General features: G+C 58.8%; 21 protein-coding genes. 14 read left to right on the top strand and 7 right to left on the bottom strand.

Annotated elements, in window-relative coordinates:
• Positions 1 to 34: 34 nt before the first annotated feature.
• Entirely contained in the window at positions 35 to 1,255 is a 1,221-nt protein-coding gene (locus GQ39_RS25730; RefSeq protein ID WP_047535955.1) for a CaiB/BaiF CoA transferase family protein, read from the bottom strand.
• 13 nt (positions 1,256 to 1,268) lie between these two features.
• Positions 1,269 to 2,450, bottom strand: coding sequence for an acyl-CoA dehydrogenase (locus tag GQ39_RS25725; RefSeq protein ID WP_047535952.1), 1,182 nt, complete (start codon positions 2,448 to 2,450; stop codon positions 1,269 to 1,271).
• Between the two features lie 157 nt (positions 2,451 to 2,607).
• Between GQ39_RS25725 and GQ39_RS25720 the strand changes: the two genes are divergently transcribed.
• From GQ39_RS25720 to GQ39_RS25675, 11 genes are all read left to right on the top strand, one after another.
• On the top strand, positions 2,608 to 3,507 hold the full coding sequence (locus GQ39_RS25720; RefSeq protein ID WP_047535949.1) for a LysR family transcriptional regulator: 900 nt from the start codon (positions 2,608 to 2,610) through the stop codon (positions 3,505 to 3,507).
• 435 nt (positions 3,508 to 3,942) lie between these two features.
• Positions 3,943 to 5,064, top strand: coding sequence for a Re/Si-specific NAD(P)(+) transhydrogenase subunit alpha (locus GQ39_RS25715; protein ID WP_047535946.1), 1,122 nt, complete (start codon positions 3,943 to 3,945; stop codon positions 5,062 to 5,064).
• A gap of 15 nt (positions 5,065 to 5,079) precedes the next feature.
• Complete coding sequence (locus GQ39_RS25710) at positions 5,080 to 5,403, top strand: NAD(P) transhydrogenase subunit alpha (RefSeq protein ID WP_003187010.1); 324 nt, start codon at positions 5,080 to 5,082, stop codon at positions 5,401 to 5,403.
• Complete coding sequence (locus tag GQ39_RS25705) at positions 5,403 to 6,851, top strand: NAD(P)(+) transhydrogenase (Re/Si-specific) subunit beta (RefSeq protein WP_047535943.1); 1,449 nt, start codon at positions 5,403 to 5,405, stop codon at positions 6,849 to 6,851. Before GQ39_RS25710 ends, GQ39_RS25705 begins: the two co-directional genes overlap by 1 nt.
• Before the next feature lie 213 nt (positions 6,852 to 7,064).
• Entirely contained in the window at positions 7,065 to 8,558 is a 1,494-nt protein-coding gene (locus GQ39_RS25700; RefSeq protein ID WP_047535941.1) for an acetyl-CoA hydrolase/transferase family protein, read from the top strand.
• Positions 8,559 to 8,877: 319 nt separating this feature from the next.
• A complete protein-coding gene (locus GQ39_RS25695) occupies positions 8,878 to 9,093 on the top strand; it encodes a DUF1127 domain-containing protein (protein ID WP_047535938.1) in 216 nt (71 codons plus the stop codon).
• A gap of 256 nt (positions 9,094 to 9,349) precedes the next feature.
• Positions 9,350 to 9,559 carry a DUF1127 domain-containing protein gene (locus GQ39_RS31930; protein WP_081997976.1) on the top strand — a complete coding sequence of 70 codons (210 nt, stop codon included), beginning with the start codon at positions 9,350 to 9,352 and terminating at the stop codon, positions 9,557 to 9,559.
• Positions 9,560 to 9,704: 145 nt separating this feature from the next.
• The gene (locus tag GQ39_RS25690; protein WP_047535935.1) at positions 9,705 to 10,025 is read left to right on the top strand and encodes a DUF2388 domain-containing protein; all 321 of its coding nucleotides are present in this window, start codon (positions 9,705 to 9,707) and stop codon (positions 10,023 to 10,025) included.
• A 107-nt stretch (positions 10,026 to 10,132) separates the two neighbouring features.
• Positions 10,133 to 10,450, top strand: coding sequence for a DUF2388 domain-containing protein (locus tag GQ39_RS25685; RefSeq protein WP_047535932.1), 318 nt, complete (start codon positions 10,133 to 10,135; stop codon positions 10,448 to 10,450).
• A 28-nt stretch (positions 10,451 to 10,478) separates the two neighbouring features.
• Positions 10,479 to 10,799, top strand: coding sequence for a DUF2388 domain-containing protein (locus GQ39_RS25680; RefSeq protein ID WP_047535930.1), 321 nt, complete (start codon positions 10,479 to 10,481; stop codon positions 10,797 to 10,799).
• On the top strand, positions 10,796 to 12,757 hold the full coding sequence (locus GQ39_RS25675; protein WP_047535928.1) for a DUF7844 domain-containing protein: 1,962 nt from the start codon (positions 10,796 to 10,798) through the stop codon (positions 12,755 to 12,757). Before GQ39_RS25680 ends, GQ39_RS25675 begins: the two co-directional genes overlap by 4 nt.
• A gap of 136 nt (positions 12,758 to 12,893) precedes the next feature.
• Here the strand turns inward: GQ39_RS25675 and GQ39_RS25670 are convergent, their stop codons facing one another.
• The 3 genes from GQ39_RS25670 to trpB all read right to left on the bottom strand — a co-directional run bounded on the left by GQ39_RS25670 (position 12,894) and on the right by trpB (position 15,482).
• The gene (locus tag GQ39_RS25670; RefSeq protein WP_047535926.1) at positions 12,894 to 13,328 is read right to left on the bottom strand and encodes an anti-virulence regulator CigR family protein; all 435 of its coding nucleotides are present in this window, start codon (positions 13,326 to 13,328) and stop codon (positions 12,894 to 12,896) included.
• Between the two features lie 121 nt (positions 13,329 to 13,449).
• Complete coding sequence (gene trpA, locus GQ39_RS25665; protein ID WP_047535924.1) at positions 13,450 to 14,262, bottom strand: tryptophan synthase subunit alpha; 813 nt, start codon at positions 14,260 to 14,262, stop codon at positions 13,450 to 13,452.
• Positions 14,262 to 15,482, bottom strand: a complete 1,221-nt coding sequence (trpB, locus tag GQ39_RS25660; RefSeq protein ID WP_047535921.1) for a tryptophan synthase subunit beta — start codon at positions 15,480 to 15,482, stop codon at positions 14,262 to 14,264. Before trpB ends, trpA begins: the two co-directional genes overlap by 1 nt.
• A gap of 121 nt (positions 15,483 to 15,603) precedes the next feature.
• Here trpB and GQ39_RS25655 point away from each other — a divergent pair, with 121 nt between their 5' ends.
• Positions 15,604 to 16,497, top strand: coding sequence for a LysR family transcriptional regulator (locus GQ39_RS25655; RefSeq protein WP_047535919.1), 894 nt, complete (start codon positions 15,604 to 15,606; stop codon positions 16,495 to 16,497).
• Here the strand turns inward: GQ39_RS25655 and GQ39_RS25650 are convergent.
• On the bottom strand, positions 16,494 to 16,820 hold the full coding sequence (locus GQ39_RS25650) for a DUF883 family protein (protein ID WP_047535917.1): 327 nt from the start codon (positions 16,818 to 16,820) through the stop codon (positions 16,494 to 16,496). The two genes, GQ39_RS25655 and GQ39_RS25650, sit on opposite strands and share 4 nt — an antisense overlap.
• A 157-nt stretch (positions 16,821 to 16,977) precedes the next feature.
• Between GQ39_RS25650 and GQ39_RS25645 the strand changes: the two genes are divergently transcribed.
• Together GQ39_RS25645 and GQ39_RS25640 are read left to right on the top strand one after the other, a co-directional pair.
• On the top strand, positions 16,978 to 17,193 hold the full coding sequence (locus GQ39_RS25645; RefSeq protein WP_047535914.1) for a dodecin: 216 nt from the start codon (positions 16,978 to 16,980) through the stop codon (positions 17,191 to 17,193).
• Positions 17,194 to 17,315: 122 nt separating this feature from the next.
• A complete protein-coding gene (locus GQ39_RS25640) occupies positions 17,316 to 17,537 on the top strand; it encodes a DUF1161 domain-containing protein (RefSeq protein ID WP_047535910.1) in 222 nt (73 codons plus the stop codon).
• Positions 17,538 to 17,599: 62 nt separating this feature from the next.
• Here the strand turns inward: GQ39_RS25640 and GQ39_RS25635 are convergent, their stop codons facing one another.
• On the bottom strand, positions 17,600 to 18,601 hold the full coding sequence (locus GQ39_RS25635; RefSeq protein WP_047535907.1) for an LLM class flavin-dependent oxidoreductase: 1,002 nt from the start codon (positions 18,599 to 18,601) through the stop codon (positions 17,600 to 17,602).
• Positions 18,602 to 18,692 lie beyond the last annotated feature (91 nt).

The following is an 18,692-nucleotide window of genomic DNA, read 5'->3' as shown; positions in this document are numbered from 1 at the left end:
AGGAGCAAACCATCCCTCTATATAGAATAAGCCCCTAGAGCACTCCGGACTTTTTAAACGACGCCACCACATCCGCGCCCAGCCCCAACACCCGCTGCAGAACCTCCGACGTATGCTCTCCCAGCAGCGGAGGCGCATAACGGTACTCCACGGGCGTCTCGGACAACCGGATAGGGCTTGCCACTTGCGGCACCATCCCGGCCAACGCATGCGGCAACTCAATCGACAACCCTCGCGCCTTGACCTGAGGATCCGCAAACATCTGCGCAAGATCGTTGATAGGCCCGCACGGCACTCCCGCCTGCTCCAGCTGTGCCACCCATTCAGCGGTGGTCTTGAACACCGTCGCCTGACGAATCAGCGGGATGAGCACTGCACGGTTAGCCACCCGCAGCTTATTGGTAACGAACCGCGGATCGTCTGCCCATTGTGGTTGACCCGCCACCTCGGCAAATTTTCGGAACTGTCCGTCGTTCCCTACTGTAAGAATGAAGTCGCCATCCGCCGTAGGAAAATCCTGATAAGGCACGATGTTCGGATGAGCATTGCCCAGGCGTTTGGGTGCATTGCCGGTAGTCAGGTAGTTCATCGCCTGGTTGGCCAGGCAGGCCACCTGAACATCCAGTAACGCCATATCAATATGCTGACCGCCACCGCCCTGACCCCGATGCGCAAGCGCCGCCAGGATCGCCACCGTCGAATAAAGCCCGGTCAAAATATCCGTCAACGCGACGCCGACCTTGACCGGCCCCGCACCTTCTTCACCTTCAGGTCGCCCCGTCAGACTCATGAGCCCGCCAAGCCCCTGGATCATGAAGTCATAACCCGCACGCTTGGCATAAGGACCGGTCTGGCCAAACCCGGTGATCGAGCAATAAATCAGGTCTGGATTGATCGCCTTCAGCGACGCGTAGTCCAGCCCATAGGCGGCCAGTCCACCGACCTTGAAGTTCTCGATCAGGATGTCCGATTTAGCCGCCAGCTCACGCACCAACTTCTGCCCCTCCGGACGCGTGAAGTCGATGGTGACCGACTGCTTGTTGCGATTGGCCGACAAATAATAGGCGGCCTCGCTGGTGTTCTCGCCATCAGCGTCTTTAAGGAACGGCGGGCCCCAGGCACGCGTGTCATCGCCATTGCCCGGACGCTCGACCTTGATCACCTCAGCGCCAAGGTCCGCAAGAATCTGTCCGGCCCACGGCCCGGCCAGCACCCGCGATAAATCCAGAACCCGTAGATGCGAAAGCGCGCCCATGGCCGTTCTCCTATTAATAGAACGCCTGGATGCCGGTTTGAGCACGACCAAGGATCAGCGCGTGGACGTCATGCGTACCTTCATAGGTATTCACCACTTCCAGATTGACCAGATGGCGAGCGACGCCAAACTCATCGGAGATGCCGTTGCCGCCGAGCATATCGCGAGCCATGCGAGCGATGTCCAAAGACTTGCCGCAGGAGTTGCGCTTCATCATCGAAGTGATTTCGACCGCCGCAGTGCCTTCGTCTTTCATGCGACCCAGACGCAGGCAGCCTTGCAGCGCCATGGTGATTTCGGTCTGCATGTCAGCCAGCTTCTTCTGAATCAGTTGAGTGGCGGCCAATGGGCGACCGAACTGCTGACGATCCAGTGTGTATTGGCGAGCGGTGTGCCAGCAGAACTCGGCAGCACCCAGTGCACCCCAGGCAATCCCGTAACGAGCCGAGTTGAGGCAAGTAAAAGGACCCTTAAGGCCACGGATATCGGGGAAGATGTTCTCTTCCGGAACAAATACGTTGTCCATGACGATTTCACCGGTGATCGACGCACGCAGGCCGACCTTGCCGTGAATGGCCGGAGCGCTCAGGCCTTTCCAGCCTTTCTCCAGAACGAAACCGCGGATATCACCCGCATCGTCTTTGCCCCAAACGACAAACACGTCAGCGATTGGGCTGTTGGTAATCCACATTTTGTTACCGGTCAGGCTGTAGCCACCTTCCACTTTGCGCGCACGAGTAATCATCGCGCCTGGGTCGGAACCATGGTTGGGTTCGGTCAGACCAAAGCAGCCGATCCATTCACCCGAGGCCAGTTTCGGCAAGTACTTCTGCTTCTGCGCTTCAGTACCAAATTCATTGATTGGCACCATCACCAGAGAGGACTGCACACTCATCATCGAACGATAGCCGGAGTCGACACGCTCGACTTCACGGGCAATCAGGCCATAGCTGACATAGTTGAGGCCGCTGCCACCGTACTGTTCAGGGATGGTCGCGCCCAGCAGGCCCACTTCACCCATCTCGCGGAAGATCGCCGGATCGGTCTTTTCATGACGGAAAGCTTCGAGAACGCGCGGCGCGAGGCTCTGCTGAGCGAACTGCGCAGCGGTGTCGCGGATCATGCGCTCTTCTTCAGTGAGCTGTTGATCCAGCAGCAAGGGATCGATCCAGTTGAAGCTAGCTTTACCGGCCATGAGTATGTCCTCTCGAAACAGGTCTAATAACGTGGACTGATGCTAGGCCGGGTTCGACCTCCCGACAAACGAGGATTTTGCATACTGTTGTGCTAATTTCTCACTCCGAAACGTCGCGAAACCCATTTAATGCAATGAATTAGTGAGGTTGGCGTACATGCGTAGAAAAATACCCAGTACAACCGCCCTGATCAGTTTCGAAGCGGCAGCGCGCAACGAGAGCTTTACCAAGGCAGCACAGGAGCTTTCGCTGACACAGGGCGCCATTTGCCGCCAGATTGCCAGCCTCGAAGACTTCCTCGGCGTAGAGCTGTTCCGACGCTCGCGACGCGGAGTCAAACTGACCGAAGCCGGACTTTCTTACAGCCGCCGAGTCGCCACTCAACTGGACGCGGTGGAGCGCGACACCTTGTCCGTGATGGGACAGCAGGGTGCCAACGTGATCGAGTTGGCCGTGGTGCCGACCTTCGGCACCCAATGGCTGCTACCTCGATTGAAGGACTTCCAGAAAAAGCACCCGGAAGTGACGGTCAACCTGACTAACCGCACACGCCCCTTCCTGTTTGCCGACACCGACTTTGATGCCGCGATTTACTTTGGTGACGCGGACTGGTCGGGTACAGAATCCCACCGCCTGATGGGCGAGCATCCGCTCCCGGTATGTAGCCCCGCCCTACTGGGAAACAAGACCGTTCTGACAGCCGATGAAATCGCGGAACTGCCCCTCCTGCAGCAGACCACTCGCCCCTATGCCTGGCGGCAGTGGTTCGACTCCCAGCACCTGAATGTCCCTCGCGACATGACAGGGCCACGCTACGAGCTATTCTCCATGCTGGCTCAGGCAGCCATGCACGACATGGGAATTGCCCTGATTCCGCCATTCCTGATTCAGCGCGAACTGACCGAGAAACGCCTGGTGATCGCCAACCCTCAAGCCCTCTCGAGCATCAAGGCTTATTACCTGATGATTCCTGAACGAAAGGTCGAATCTGCGTCATTACGGGCTTTTCGAGATTGGTTGGTGAATCAAGCACACAGCTACAGCCTAGAGAAATGAAGGCTCATAGGCATTTGCTGACCCCGTAGTCAGCAAAATTAAAACCCTACAGATATAAGTATTTGTCGCATTTTCGCAGACTGTAGACAAAGGTAGTACAGACGTCCTACAAGCGCCTGAAGACGTGGCTTTGAGCTTCTATCTGAAAGCAATGCCGCATCATTCATATGGCCGATGCATAAATTGCTGAAAATCCGCCAAACTCCTTGCAAGGCACGGGTTATAAGGGATTGAGCCGATTAGTTGCGACATTCGGTCACGGGGTGACTTGTAGTTAATTTTCCGTCACCCGTCATAATCCCTTGAAGGGCACAAAGTTCGCCTGCAAAATGCCGCGCCCCGCCCTGATTTGGCGGGATCGTGCTGATCAGCCGCCCCAGTCGCACCATCCGTAGTGCATGGGTTTACTCAATAAGATCACGCAGGAGATTTGACGTGCACATTGGTGTTCCTCTCGAAACCCAGACGGGTGAAACACGGGTTGCTGCAACCCCGGAAACCATCAAGAAGCTGATCGGCCAGGGTCATAAGGTCACTGTACAAAGCGGCGCCGGCATTAACGCCAGTGTTGTCGACAGTGCTTATGAAGCGGCAGGCGCGATCATTGGCAGCGCCAACGATGCGTTTGGTGCGGAGCTGATTCTTAAGGTGGTCGCGCCCAGCGACAGCGAGCTGGCGCTGATCAAGCGCGGCACCGTTGTGGTGGGCATGCTCAACCCGTTCAGCAATGAAACCATCGCCAAAATGGCCGAGTGCGGCATGACCGCGTTCGCGCTGGAGGCCGCACCGCGTACCTCCCGCGCCCAAAGCCTGGATGTGCTGTCCTCGCAAGCCAACATTGCCGGCTATAAAGCCGTGCTGCTGGCCGCTCATTACTATCCGCGCTTCATGCCGATGCTGATGACGGCTGCAGGTACCGTGAAAGCGGCGCGCGTGCTGATTCTCGGCGCCGGCGTGGCCGGGCTGCAGGCGATCGCCACGGCTAAACGTCTGGGTGCCGTGATCGAAGCGTCTGACGTGCGCCCCGCGGTAAAAGAGCAGATCGAATCCCTCGGCGCCAAGTTCGTCGACGTGCCCTACGAGACCGACGAAGAGCGTGAATGCGCCGTCGGTGTCGGCGGTTACGCGCGGCCCATGCCGGGCAGCTGGATGCAGCGCCAGGCGGTGGCCGTGCACGAGCGCGCCAAGCAAGCTGACATTGTCATCACCACCGCGCTGATTCCGGGCCGCAAGGCGCCGACGCTGTTGAGCGCCGAAACCGTGGCACAGATGAAACCGGGCTCGGTGGTCATCGACCTTGCCGCCGCGCAGGGCGGCAACTGCCCGCTGACCGTGGCCGATCAGGTGGTCGTCGAAAATGGCGTGACCATTGTCGGTCCGACCAACCTCGCCGGTGCGGTCGCGGCAGATGCTTCAGCGCTGTATGCCCGCAACTTGCTGGACTTCCTGAAACTGGTCTTCACCAAGGAAGGCCAGTTCGAGATCAACCTCGAAGACGACATCGTCGCCGCGTGCCTGATGTGCCGCGACGGCCAAGTCATCCGCAAAAACGCCTAAGCAGGGATTCAGACGATGGAAGAGCTTATCTCCCCCGGTATCTACAACCTGATCATCTTCGTGCTGGCGATTTATGTCGGTTATCACGTGGTCTGGAACGTTACACCTGCGCTGCACACGCCTTTGATGGCCGTGACCAACGCCATTTCGGCGATCGTGATCGTCGGCGCCATGCTGGCAGCGGCTTTGACCGTGACGCCACTGGGCAAGACCATGGGCACCCTCGCGGTCGCGCTGGCGGCGGTCAACGTGTTCGGTGGCTTCCTGGTCACCCGCCGCATGCTTGAGATGTTCAAGAAAAAAGCCCCGAAAGCCGTAAAAGAAGAGGCGCCGAAGTAATGAGCATGAACCTCGTAACGACGCTCTACCTGATCGCGTCGATCTGCTTCATCCAGGCCCTCAAAGGCCTGTCGCACCCCACCACGTCGCGTCGCGGCAACCTGTTCGGCATGCTCGGCATGGCGCTGGCGATCCTCACCACCGTCGGCCTCATCTATAAGCTGGGCGCGCTCTCTTTTGGACAAGGCGGGGCGACAGCCGGCATTGGTTACGTGATTGTCGGCCTGCTGATCGGCGGCACGGCCGGTTCGATCATGGCCAAGCGCGTTGAAATGACCAAGATGCCGGAACTGGTCGCGTTCATGCACAGCATGATCGGTCTGGCCGCGGTGTTCATCGCCATTGCCGCCGTCGTCGAGCCGCAGTCCCTGGGCATCGTCAAGCACCTGGGTGATTCGATTCCGGCGGGTAACCGTCTGGAACTGTTCCTCGGCGCGGCCATCGGTGCCATCACGTTCTCCGGTTCGGTGATCGCGTTCGGCAAACTGTCCGGCAAGTACAAGTTCCGCCTGTTCCAGGGCGCACCGGTACAGTTCGCCGGCCAGCACAAACTGAACCTGCTGTTGGGCCTGGCCACACTGGCGCTGGGCGTGACCTTCATGCTGACCGGCAACCTCAGCGCCTTCGCCTTGATGCTGGCCCTGGCGTTCGTCATGGGCGTGCTGATCATCATCCCGATCGGTGGCGCCGACATGCCGGTGGTGGTGTCGATGCTCAACAGCTACTCCGGCTGGGCGGCGGCGGGTATCGGCTTCTCGCTGAACAACTCGATGCTGATCATTGCCGGCTCCCTGGTGGGCTCGTCCGGTGCGATCCTCTCGTACATCATGTGCAAGGCGATGAACCGCTCCTTCTTTAATGTGTTGCTCGGCGGTTTCGGCAACACAGCCGACGCAGGCCCGGCAGGCGCCCAGGAAGCCCGTCCGGTGAAATCCGGCTCGGCTGACGACGCGACCTTCCTGCTGACCAACGCCGACACCGTGATCATCGTTCCGGGCTACGGCCTGGCGGTGGCCCGCGCCCAGCATGCGCTGAAGGAACTGACCGAGAAGCTGACCCACCGTGGCGTGACCGTGAAGTACGCGATCCACCCGGTGGCAGGGCGGATGCCTGGCCATATGAACGTATTGCTGGCCGAGGCCGAGGTGCCTTACGACCAGGTGTTCGAGATGGAAGACATCAACTCCGAGTTCGGTCAGGCCGACGTGGTCCTGGTGTTGGGCGCCAACGACGTGGTCAACCCGGCCGCGAAGAACGATCCGAAATCGCCGATTGCCGGCATGCCGATCCTCGAAGCGTTCAAGGCCAAGACCATCATCGTCAACAAACGCTCGATGGCCAGCGGCTATGCCGGCCTGGACAACGAACTGTTCTACCTGGACAAGACCATGATGGTGTTCGGCGACGCCAAGAAGGTCATCGAGGACATGGTGAAGGCTGTCGAGTAATTCTCGCTGGCACCGCAAACGCCCCGACTTGTCGGGGCGTTTTTATTGGTGAAGACCGTCGGACAAACCGCCGCTTTGTTACCGATTCAGTAACAGTGTTTTGTTTAAAACATCAGGAATGGACGGCCCTTTTGCGACCTTGGTAGCGGGACGTGAACCTTCAAAATTCACTAGACTGCACATCCTGCTACCCGTTTCCCGAGATAACAATCCATGTACCGTGACCGTATTCGCCTGCCTTCGTTGTTGGATAAAGTGATGAGCGCCGCCGACGCCGCCGCTCTGATTCAGGACGGCATGACCGTCGGCATGAGTGGCTTCACCCGCGCCGGCGAAGCCAAAGCCGTACCCCACGCATTGGCCGAACGGGCCAAGGTCACGCCGCTGAAGATCAGCCTGATGACCGGCGCCAGCCTGGGCAACGACCTCGACAAACAGCTCACCGAAGCCGGCGTACTGGCGCGGCGCATGCCGTTTCAGGTGGACAGCACCCTGCGCAAGGCGATCAACGCCGGCGAAGTGATGTTCATTGACCAACACCTCTCGGAAACCGTCGAACAGCTGCGCAACCAGCAACTGAAGCTGCCGGACATCGCCGTGATCGAGGCGGTGGCGATCACTGAACAAGGGCATATCGTGCCGACCACCTCGGTGGGCAACTCGGCCAGCTTCGCGATTTTCGCCAAACACGTGATCGTCGAGATCAACATGGCGCACAACTCGAATCTCGAAGGCCTGCACGACATTTATATCCCGACTTATCGTCCGACCCGCACGCCGATTCCGCTGGTCAAGGTCGACGATCGCATTGGCAGCACCGCCATCCCGATCCCGCCGGAAAAAATCGTCGCGATCGTGATCACCAACCAACCCGACTCGCCATCCACCGTGCTGGCGCCGGACGCTGAAACCCAGGCCATCGCCGACCACCTGATCAGCTTCTTCAAGCAGGAAGTCGACGCCGGGCGCATGACCAACAAGCTCGGCCCGCTGCAGGCCGGCATCGGCACCATCGCCAACTCGGTGATGTGTGGCCTGATCGACTCGCCCTTCGAAGACCTGACGATGTACTCCGAAGTGCTGCAGGATTCGACGTTCGACCTGATCGATGCCGGCAAACTGAGCTTTGCTTCGGGCAGCTCGATCACCTTGTCGAGCCGTCGCAACGCCGATGTGTTCGGCAATCTGGAACGCTACAAGGACAAACTGGTGCTGCGCCCCCAGGAGATCTCCAACCACCCGGAAGTGGTGCGTCGACTCGGCATCATCGGTATCAACACCGCGCTCGAATTCGACATCTACGGCAACGTCAACTCCACCCACGTCTGCGGCACGCGGATGATGAACGGCATTGGCGGCTCGGGCGATTTCGCGCGCAACGCGCATCTTGCCATCTTCGTGACCAAGTCGATTGCCAAGGGCGGAGCCATTTCCAGCGTGGTGCCGATGGTCAGCCACGTTGACCACACCGAGCATGACGTCGACATTCTCGTCACCGAAGTCGGCCTGGCGGACTTGCGCGGCCTGGCGCCTCGGGAGCGAGCTCGCGTGATCATCGATAACTGTGTGCATCCGGACTATCGCGAAGCGCTCAATAACTACTTCTCGGCCGCTTGCGCCCTTGGCGGCCATACGCCACACATCCTGCGTGATGCCCTGAGCTGGCACATCAACCTGGAAGAAACCGGGAAAATGCTCCTGGCGTAACGGGTACAGATAGCCGCTGACGCAAACACAGTTTCGTCAGCGGGCTACCTTCAAGCACTATCCCTTCAAAAACTGTACTGCTGTACCGGTCATTTCCTACCGAATCGGCCTACACCCCCGCTCAAAATCCGCAAAATCGCGCCATAATGGTGCAGACAAGTACAGTTGCCTCAATTTCGACCAGTACACCCCCCTTAAACAGTTAACTGAGCCCTCACAATACAGGTGAACTGTATCTACAGAGACTAGGCAAACGAGAGGATCATGGGCACCAGTTAAACCACTACCTAATGCCGCCACAAGCGGAAGGATGACCACCATGGAACGTACAATCAGTTCCGATATGTTTCTCGAAAACACTGCTGCAAAAACCCAGGCTTCCATGCCTCTGCGCGTTATCGCCAACCTGATGCTGTGGCAGCGCCGCATCTCCAGCCGCCATCAACTGGCTCGTCTGGATTCGCGTCTGCTGGCCGATGCCGGGATCAGCGAAGCACAGCGCTACGAAGAGCTGAGCAAGCCGTTCTGGCGCTAAGTTAGCGTCGCTGGCTCTGACCTGTAGGGTCCACCGCCAGCAACCCGAATTGAAAAAACAAAACCCGTCGTGGGAAACCACGACGGGTTTTGTCGTTTAGGGTCACTAAATATGGCCACACAGTAGAGGTAGCGCCAGACAGGTACAGTTAAGTAAAAACCAGAACTGAACCAGTACAATTTAGGCGCATTGTGTCTGTCATGGAAATAGCCTCGGTATCACGATAGGGCCTCTATTCAGCACAAGGGACTGCGCCATGAATCACTTGGTAGATGCGCCTGCTTCCACGCTTCAATCAAACCCACGTTCACACTGGTTTCGCAGACTCTTGAGAGGGCTCTGCAACAGCCTTGAAAGGGCAAGAACCCGGCGAATACTCGGCCAACTCGATGATCGGCAACTCTCGGACATGGGCATCACCCATGCCGATCGTGTCAGCGAACTGGACAAACCGTTCTGGCGCTAATGCTTCACTCGAACAGACAGCACTGTGCTAATTGCCACGCGCAGGCCTAATATCAAACCAGAACGTGGCGAACGCCGAATGCCTGGCGTCTGACTATTCAGGCACCGCGCCCTCTTTCAATCGATTTACCCAAAGGAGTTACACCATGTGCCGTCTTCGTCTGCTCAGCGCTGCAGCCCTGCTTGCCGTGGCTGCCAATTCCCACGCCAGCAGCTTCATCGTGACCACCGATGCGGTCGTCAACGCGCTCAAGGCCACATCCGATGCGACCACCGATGTCGTCTCGTCGTCGTTCAAGGATAACAAGATCGTCCTCGCTGCCCGTGACGACGCGGCGAGCTTTGTTGCCACTGAAGGCGCGATCCGCGGCGTAAAACTGGAAAGTGCACTCGACTACATTCGTCATCAGGCGCCACAACTGAATGCAACCGACGCGCAACTGGCGCAAGCGATTCTGACCATCTAAGCGGCTGGCCTGGAGCGGGACACGCCAGTCGTGTCCCCATGTTGCGATGCTGGCTCTAGACCGGTGCTTGCGCTAGCCTTGGGACTCACCTTCAACTGTCGAGTCTCATGCGCTTTCATTCAAATCTGTTGATCTCTACGGTGTTTTTCGCGGCCATCCACTCGGGTTCGGCCCACGCTTTCGATGCCTTCAACCTCTCTACACAAGGCACTGTCGCCAGCGGTTACGCCACAAGCATGGTGACCTCGGCGCCCTTCGACCATAAACTGCTGCTCGCCGCCCGGGATGACGCTGCAGCATTCATCGCCAGTGACGGCCAACTGAGAGGCGCACAGCTGGAATCGGCCCTGAATTACCTGCGCCGGACCCAGCCAAAACTTCATGCCAGCGACCTTGAACTGGCACAAGCAATTCTCGTCCAATAGCTATCCCAAGTTTCTCCGGAGTCGTTCCATGCGTAACCCGCTGATTGCCGCCACCCTTGGCCTGCTGCTGCTCGCCGACGTGGCCCAGGCCCATACCCTGGTTGCCACCAGTAACATGCTGATTCGTGCCACCCAGCGCACACTTGATTTCACATCCGATACCACCACCTCCATCCGGGATTCGAAAATCGTCCGCGATGCCCAGGACGATGCCGCCAGTTTCGTTGCCAGCAACGGCGACATTCGTGGTGCACACCTGGAAGCAGCCCTGGGAATGTTGCGCACCCGCGTACCGGAGGCCCGTGACGCCAGTGATCAGGTTCTCGCCGAAGCCATTCTCGCGCTGTGAGGTTTCCAGCTGCCTGGCTGTGGGCCGGGGCGTTGTTGCTGTTCGGCAACACAGCCCATGCCGGCCTTGAATTACATCTCAAGAGCGACGGTCTGAGTCCCGCCCAACAGCAAGCCAGCCAAGCCTTGCTCGATGAAGCCATGCAGGCTCTGCCGCCGCGCTTCATCGAGCAACTCGACCGGCGCATCGACGTCGGCTGGACCGACGACATGCCCAGCAACGCCTACGGCCAGGCGTCGCTGGTGTCGGAACTCGACCTGAATCGCAACCTGCTGGCCAGCCTCACCGACGGCAGCGCCGCAAGCAAAAAGACCTATCGCCCCCATGGCACCGTACGCCGCGAGATGCTGGCGACGGTGCTGCACGAACTGACTCACATCTATGACCGTTCACGCCTGTGGTCGAAGTCGGAGCGCCAACTGATTCAGCGCTGCACCCGGCGCCAAAACAGCTCGGGGCTGATCGGTATCCCGGACGAATGCCGCGGTCAGTCCGATCGCCGCTTTACCCTCAGCGATGACCCACGCCTGCTCGACCTCGCCGGATGGCAGCAATACGTCGGCCGTCGTGGCGAACGCGAACAGCACAACCGTCAGATCGCTCGCAGTCCGGATATTTACGAGACCAGCAGCCCCAAGGAGTTCGTCGCGGTCAACATGGAGTATTTCCTCCTTGACCCGAGCTATGCCTGTCGCCGCCCAGCGCTGTACCGCTACTACAAGGAGCACTTCGGCTGGGCACCCAATGCCAAGGGTGCTTGCGGCAAAACCTTCGCCTTCCTGAATGCCGGTAACGATTTCGCCAAAACACCCCTGGGGCAGGTCGATCCGGAGCGGGTTTACGCTGTCGACTATCTGCTGGCGGAGGCCAACCAGAACTGGGTCAGCCGCTGGGGTCATAGCATGTTGCGGCTGGTGATCTGTGCACCAGGCCGACCGCGCGGGCCGGATTGTCGACTGGACCTGGACCAGCATCTGGTACTGTCCTACCGCGCCTTCGTCGGCGATGTTCAGCTGTCGAGTTGGGATGGCTTGGTCGGTAAATACCCGTCGCGCCTGTTTGTTCTGCCGTTGGCCCAAGTGATCGACGAATACACCAAGACTGAATTGCGCAGCCTGGCCTCGGTACCCCTGAACCTGTCGCGCCGCGAGATTGAAGATGTCGTGGAACGCGCCGCCGAAATGCACTGGAGCTACGACGGCAACTACTTCTTCCTGTCAAACAACTGCGCGGTGGAGGAGTTGAAGTTACTGCGTGGCGGCACCAACAATCCCAAGTTGGTCGCTCTGGACAACATCATGCCAAACGGTCTGCTGGAAGTGCTCAAAGGTCGCGGACTGGCGGATACCAGCGTGCTCGACGACCCTCGTGAAGCCCTGCGCCTGGGCTATCGCTTCGACTCCTTCCGCGATCGTTATCAAGCCATGTTCGAAGTGTTGAAACAGCACTTGCCGGTCAAGCAGGAAACCGTAGAGGACTGGCTGGACTTGAAAGCCGAAGAGCGCCGCAAATGGTTCGAACAGGCTGATTTGCGTACGAGCGCAGCGTTGCTCCTGCTGGAACAAGCCAGCTTTCGCCGCCAGTTGCTGTTGGCCCAGGACGAGGTCAAACAGCGTTATCTGGGCGCCAGAGAATTGAAAAACGGTGGAATGGACAAGGCGAACGAGACACTGAGGCAGATTCTCGATAACAGCGGCTTTCTAAGCCGACCGGCAGAATTGCTCGGCACCGGCGGATATGGCTTGCCACAGCCCAGTGAATCGCAACATCTGGAATCGGAAAGCAGCCAGCGACAGAAACAACTGCTGGCACTGTCCGGCGATCTGGATAAGGAAGTCAGAGCGCTGCTTGAACCGAGCCGTGCAGCCGAAATGGCGGCCAATGAAGCCAACGTGAAACAAATCGGAGAGCACCTGCGCAAGTTGCACAAGGCAGCGGGCGGCCTGGAGTTACCTTAAGACCAGAACCTGTAGGAGCGAGGTTGCTCGCGGTGAGGCCGGCACATCCAGCATAGAGACTGGCTGGCCTGCCGCCATCGCGAGCAAGCTCGCTCTAACAAGGGTCAGGACGTTCGCCCATCAGCCTACAAACCTGTCAGTACAGAACCCCCTGCAATACCTCATAGACAATCCCCGTTCCTACAGCGATCAGCACAACATCCGCACCCGCCCGGCGCCATTCGTAACCGGGGTAATACGGCAAGTGGTTCAACGCCCGATTATCCAGGCGCTCGCCGTAATAACCTCGGGGCAGCGGCCGCCCACGCACCACAATGACACCCGGTGGCGGCGGTGCACCCCGTACGAAGTAACCGTGATTGTCGTGAATTGTCTGGCGCACCGGTCCGAAGTCCCGTGGTGGTGGACCGCCACGAGGGTTGTCATGGTCGCGATGATCATCGCCATGATAGTCACCACGGTTATCGTAATGACCGCGATCGTCGTGTTGATCTGCCATGGCCGGCAACAACGGAGTGGCACTGAGCATCAGAACGCCCAGGCTGGCAATCAGACGCTTCGACATTTTCATCAGGTTTTTCCTCACGACACACGCAACAAAAAGGGCTTCAGAACGAGGTTCTGAAGCCCTGGGTCTTGCTCATTAGTCTGTGCCGGAGGGCGCTAATTCCTCTGTATCAGGAACTTTACCCTCAGCTGACGCGCGCTTTACGCACACCTTCGGCCAGCGCCGAACAAAGGCTCAGCACGCCATCCACCGCCTGCTCCGGCGTCGTGGCATTGGCGATGTGATCGATCAACGCCGACCCCACCACCACACCGTCAGCCAGACGCGCGATATTCGCTGCCTGTTCCGGGGTGCGGATGCCGAAACCGATGCTGATCGGCAGATCGGTATGACGACGCAGACGCGCGACCGCTGCTTCGACGTGCTCCAGAGTTGCCGCGCCGGCACCGGTCACACCGGCCACCGACACGTAATACACAAAGCCGGAGCTGCCATTGAGCACGGTTGGCAGACGCACATCGTCAGTGGTCGGCGTGGTCAGACGGATGAAGTCAATGCCCGCGGCCTGCGCCGGGTCGCACAATTCGCCGTTATGCTCGGGCGGAATGTCGACCACGATCAGACCATCGACGCCGGCCTCTTTCGCTTCCGCAATGAAACGCGGCACGCCGTACTTGTGGATAGGGTTGAAGTAGCCCATCAACACCAGCGGCGTTTCGTTATTGTCCTTGCGGAACTCACGAACCATTTCCAGGGTTTTCGCCAGGTTTTGCTTGGCAGCCAACGCACGGATGTTGGCCAGCTGGATCGCCGGGCCGTCGGCCATCGGATCGGTGAAGGGCATGCCCAATTCGATCACATCGGCGCCAGCCGCCGGCAGGCCCTTGAGGATCGCCAGGGAGGTGTCGTAGCTCGGGTCGCCTGCGGTCACGAAGGTCACCAGGGCGGCGCGGTTCTGTTCCTTGAGTTCGGCAAAGCGCGTTTGCAGGCGGCTCATCAGTGTTTCTCCTGCTTCGATTGTTCCATGTGGTGCATAACGGTTTGCATGTCTTTGTCGCCACGGCCCGACAGGTTGACCACCATCAGGTGATCTTTCGGCAGGCTCGGCGCGCGCTTGAACACTTCAGCCAGGGCATGGGCGCTTTCCAGGGCAGGAATAATCCCTTCCAGGCGGCAGCATTGGTGGAACGCCGCGAGGGCTTCGTCGTCGGTCACCGAGGTGTACTGAACGCGACCGATGTCATGCAACCAAGCGTGTTCCGGGCCAATACCCGGGTAGTCCAGGCCAGCGGAGATCGAGTGAGCGTCGATGATCTGGCCATCGTCGTCCTGCAGCAGGAAGGTGCGGTTGCCGTGCAGCACACCCGGTACGCCGCCGTTCAGGCTGGCCGCGTGCTTGCCGGTTTCGATGCCATAACCGGCCGCTTCGACACCGATGATCTCGATGCTCTTGTCGTCGAGGAACGGATGGAACAGGCCCATGGCGTTGGAACCACCGCCGATGCACGCCACCAGACTGTCCGGCAGACGGCCTTCATGGGCCTGCATCTGCTCACGGGTTTCCTTGCCGATCACGGACTGGAAGTCGCGAACCATCGCGGGATAAGGATGCGGACCGGCCACGGTGCCGATCAGGTAGAAGGTATTGTCGACGTTGGTCACCCAGTCACGCAGGGCTTCGTTCATGGCGTCTTTCAATGTACCGGTGCCGGATACCACCGGGATGACTTCGGCGCCCAACAGCTTCATGCGGAACACGTTGGCTTGCTGACGTTCGATGTCAGTGGTGCCCATGTAGATCACGCAATCCAGACCAAAACGCGCGGCCACGGTGGCGGTCGCCACGCCGTGCATGCCGGCGCCGGTTTCGGCGATGATGCGTTTTTTACCCATGCGTCGAGCCAACAGGATCTGGCCGATGCAGTTGTTGATCTTGTGAGCGCCAGTGTGGTTCAGCTCTTCACGTTTGAGATAGATCTTCGCGCCGCCGCAGAACTCTGTCAGACGCTCAGCGTAATAGAGCGGACTTGGACGTCCGACATAGTCACGCTGGAAGTAGGCCAATTCTTCTTTGAACGCAGGATCTTCTTTGGCAGCTTCGTACTCGCGGGCCAGATCGAGGATCAACGGCATCAGGGTTTCGGCGACGTAACGGCCGCCAAACGTACCGAACAGGCCGTTGGCGTCAGGGCCGTTGCGCAGATTTGTCTGAGTCATTTGGCGCTCCAGTTGAATGCGTGAAGTGACGTGTAAAGAGAGAGTGGATTCACTCTACCCCTGACGCCCCGGACTGAAAACCGATAAGATCGCCACAACCTGTCAGGAAAACTCACAGATCATGAGCCACGACCTCCCACCGCTCAACGCCCTGCGCGCCTTTGAAGCCACTGCTCGCTTGAACAGCGTGAGTCAGGCGGCCGAACAGCTGCACGTCACACATGGCGCGGTCAGCCGACAACTGAAGGTGCTCGAAGAACACCTTGGCGTGAGCCTGTTCATCAAGGACGGACGTGGCCTGAAACTCACAGATGCCGGTATACGTTTACGCGACGCCAGTACTGAGGCCTTTGAGCGCCTGCGTACGGTGTGCGCCGAACTCACGCAGAGCACGGCCGACGCACCGTTCGTCCTTGGCTGCTCGGGAAGCCTGCTGGCGCGCTGGTTCATTCCGCGGCTGGGGCGGTTGAATGCCGATCTGCCGGACCTGCGCCTGCATTTGTCTGCCGGGGAAGGCGATCTTGATCCCCGTCGCCCGGGCCTGGATGCCTTACTGGTATTTGCCGAACCGCCATGGCCGGCGGACATGCAGGTGTTCGAACTGGCCAGCGAGCGGATAGGGCCGGTCTTGAGCCCGCGATTCGTCGGCTATGAACGGCTGAAAGATGCACCGGCCACAGCGTTGCTGCAGGAATCCGTGCTACACACCACCTCGCGCCCACAAGCCTGGCCCAGCTGGGCAGAGCAAAGCGGCCTCGACGTGAAGGCGTTGAAATACGGGCAGGGATTCGAGCATTTGTATTACTTGCTGGAAGCAGCCGTGGCCGGATTGGGCGTGGCGATTGCCCCGCAGCCATTGGTCGCCGAGGACTTGAAGGCTGGTCGCTTGGTCGCACCCTGGGGTTTCAGCGAAACCCCGGCACAACTGGCATTGTGGCTGCCCAAGCGCGCTGCGGACGGGCGCGCCCGGCAACTGGCGCAATGGCTCAAAAACGAGCTGCGCCAGACAAATTAGTCACCGCGTTTGCACAACAGATAGGCCGCCAACAGACCCAGCGCCCCCACGGCGACACCAGCTGTAGTCCAAGGGTGTTCCTGGGCGTAGTCCCGGGTAGCGATCCCCGTTTCCCGGGTTTTGACCTTGACCTCTTCATAGGCATCGGCCAGTAGATGGCGCGAATGCCTCAATGCGTTCTCGGCGTTGCCTTTGAGCACCTTGAGGGTTTTACGCGACTCGTCCGAGGCATCGTCCTTCAGGTTTTCCAGGGATTTGAGCAGACTCTCGATTTCCGCTTCCATGCTTTGCAATGAGGCTTTACGTAACGAGCTGTTGGCCATGGTGGCTCTCCTGCATTGTTGATGAGTGGCGTGTGTTGGTTGGGACTCCAGAGGCTCGAGAAAGTGCAGTAAATGTGAACCTCTCTGTCAAACCGAGCGACAAAAGTAAGACAGAAAATCACTGCTAGGCTGTATTTCACACCCTAAGGAGAACGCCATGACTGACCATCACACCTATAAAAAAGTCGAACTGGTAGGCTCGTCCACCAGCAGTATCGAAGATGCGATCAACAACGCATTGACCGAGGCCAGTAAAAGTCTCAAGTACATGGAATGGTTTGAAGTGACGGAAACCCGTGGGCACATCAAGGACGGCAAGGCTGCGCATTTCCAGGTGACACTCAAAGTCGGGTTCCGGATCGCCAGTAGCTGAGTTTTTATCCTGGCTTCTGAACTCGTGCGCTGGCCGAGTGCCACATGAAGTAGCAAAACGCTACATCACTGCGTCCGGCGGCTGGCTGGACGCTCCTTTGATCCGACCAGGGAATGCGACCAATGAAGAAGTTTATTTTGGCGGTAGGTTTATTGAGCCTTGCAGGCAGCGCATTGGCAGCCAGCAAATCGTGTGAAGAGCTCAAAGCCGAAATCGCCGCAAAACTCGATGCCAAGGGCATTTCCGGATACTCGCTGGAGATCGTCGATAAAGGCGCTGCTGCCGGCGGGAAAATCGTCGGTAAATGTGAAGGCGGCGCCAAGGTCATTGTCTACAAGAAATAGGCGATTACCCATTAAAAAGCCGACGCCATGGCGTCGGCTTTTTTGTAGCCGCGGCTTGAACCTCAGCCCTTCATAACCTGCGCCAGCAGTTCATATGAATGGATCCGATCGGAATGTTCATACAGGTCGCAGGTAAAAATCAGCTCATCGGCTTGAGTCTGCTCGATCAGCACCTCCAGCCTGGCGCGGATCTTCTGCGGGCTGCCGATCATCGCCAGGCCCAGGAAATCACTGACGGCTTCTTTCTCATGGGGCAGCCACAGACCGTCCATGGTTTTCACCGGTGGGCGCTGTACCAGGCTCTGGCCACGCATCAGGGCAAGAATGCGCTGGAACACCGAAGTAGCCAGATAATCGGCCTGCTCATCCGTATCGGCCGCCACCAGTGGCACACCGAGCATCACGTAGGGTTTGTCCAGCACCGCTGAAGGTTTGAAATGGTTGCGATAGACGCGAATCGCCTCATGCATGTAACGCGGTGCGAAATGTGAGGCGAACGCATAGGGCAAACCACGCTCACCGGCCAGTTGCGCACTGAAGAGGCTTGAACCCAGCAGCCAGACCGGCACCTGGGTGCCGGTGCCCGGCATTGCGATGACTCGCTGATCCGGAGTGCGCGGCCCGAGGTAACGCATCAGCTCGGCGACGTCTTCGGGGAAGTCATCGGCGCTGCCGGAGCGTTCACGGCGCAACGCGCGAGCAGTCATCTGATCGGAACCGGGAGCACGCCCCAGGCCCAGGTCGATCCGGCCGGGATACAGGCTTTCAAGGGTGCCGAACTGCTCGGCGATCACCAGCGGTGCATGGTTGGGCAACATCACTCCGCCTGAACCGACGCGAATGGTCGAAGTACCGCCGGCCAGATAACCGAGCAATACCGAGGTGGCAGAACTGGCGATGCCGTCCATGTTGTGGTGTTCAGCGACCCAGAAGCGGTTATAGCCGAACTTTTCGACGTGCTGCGCCAAGTCCAGCGAGTTGCGCAACGACTGGGCTGCACTGCCGTTCTCACGTACAGGCACCAGATCGAGGGTCGAAAACTTGATATCGGACAGTCGTTTCATAAACCTGCTTCTCCAATTGAGGGCGCAGGTTTTTTCTTGCGAACGAAAACCTGCCGAATCCAACAGCGTGTTTCATGCAATGAGGGCATAT

The sequence above is a fragment of the Pseudomonas sp. 11/12A genome (genome assembly GCF_000800055.1).
Lineage (GTDB): Bacteria > Pseudomonadota > Gammaproteobacteria > Pseudomonadales > Pseudomonadaceae > Aquipseudomonas > Aquipseudomonas mohnii.
The sequence above is the reverse complement of the archived record's forward strand: the minus strand, read 5'-3'. Positions and strand labels throughout refer to the sequence as shown.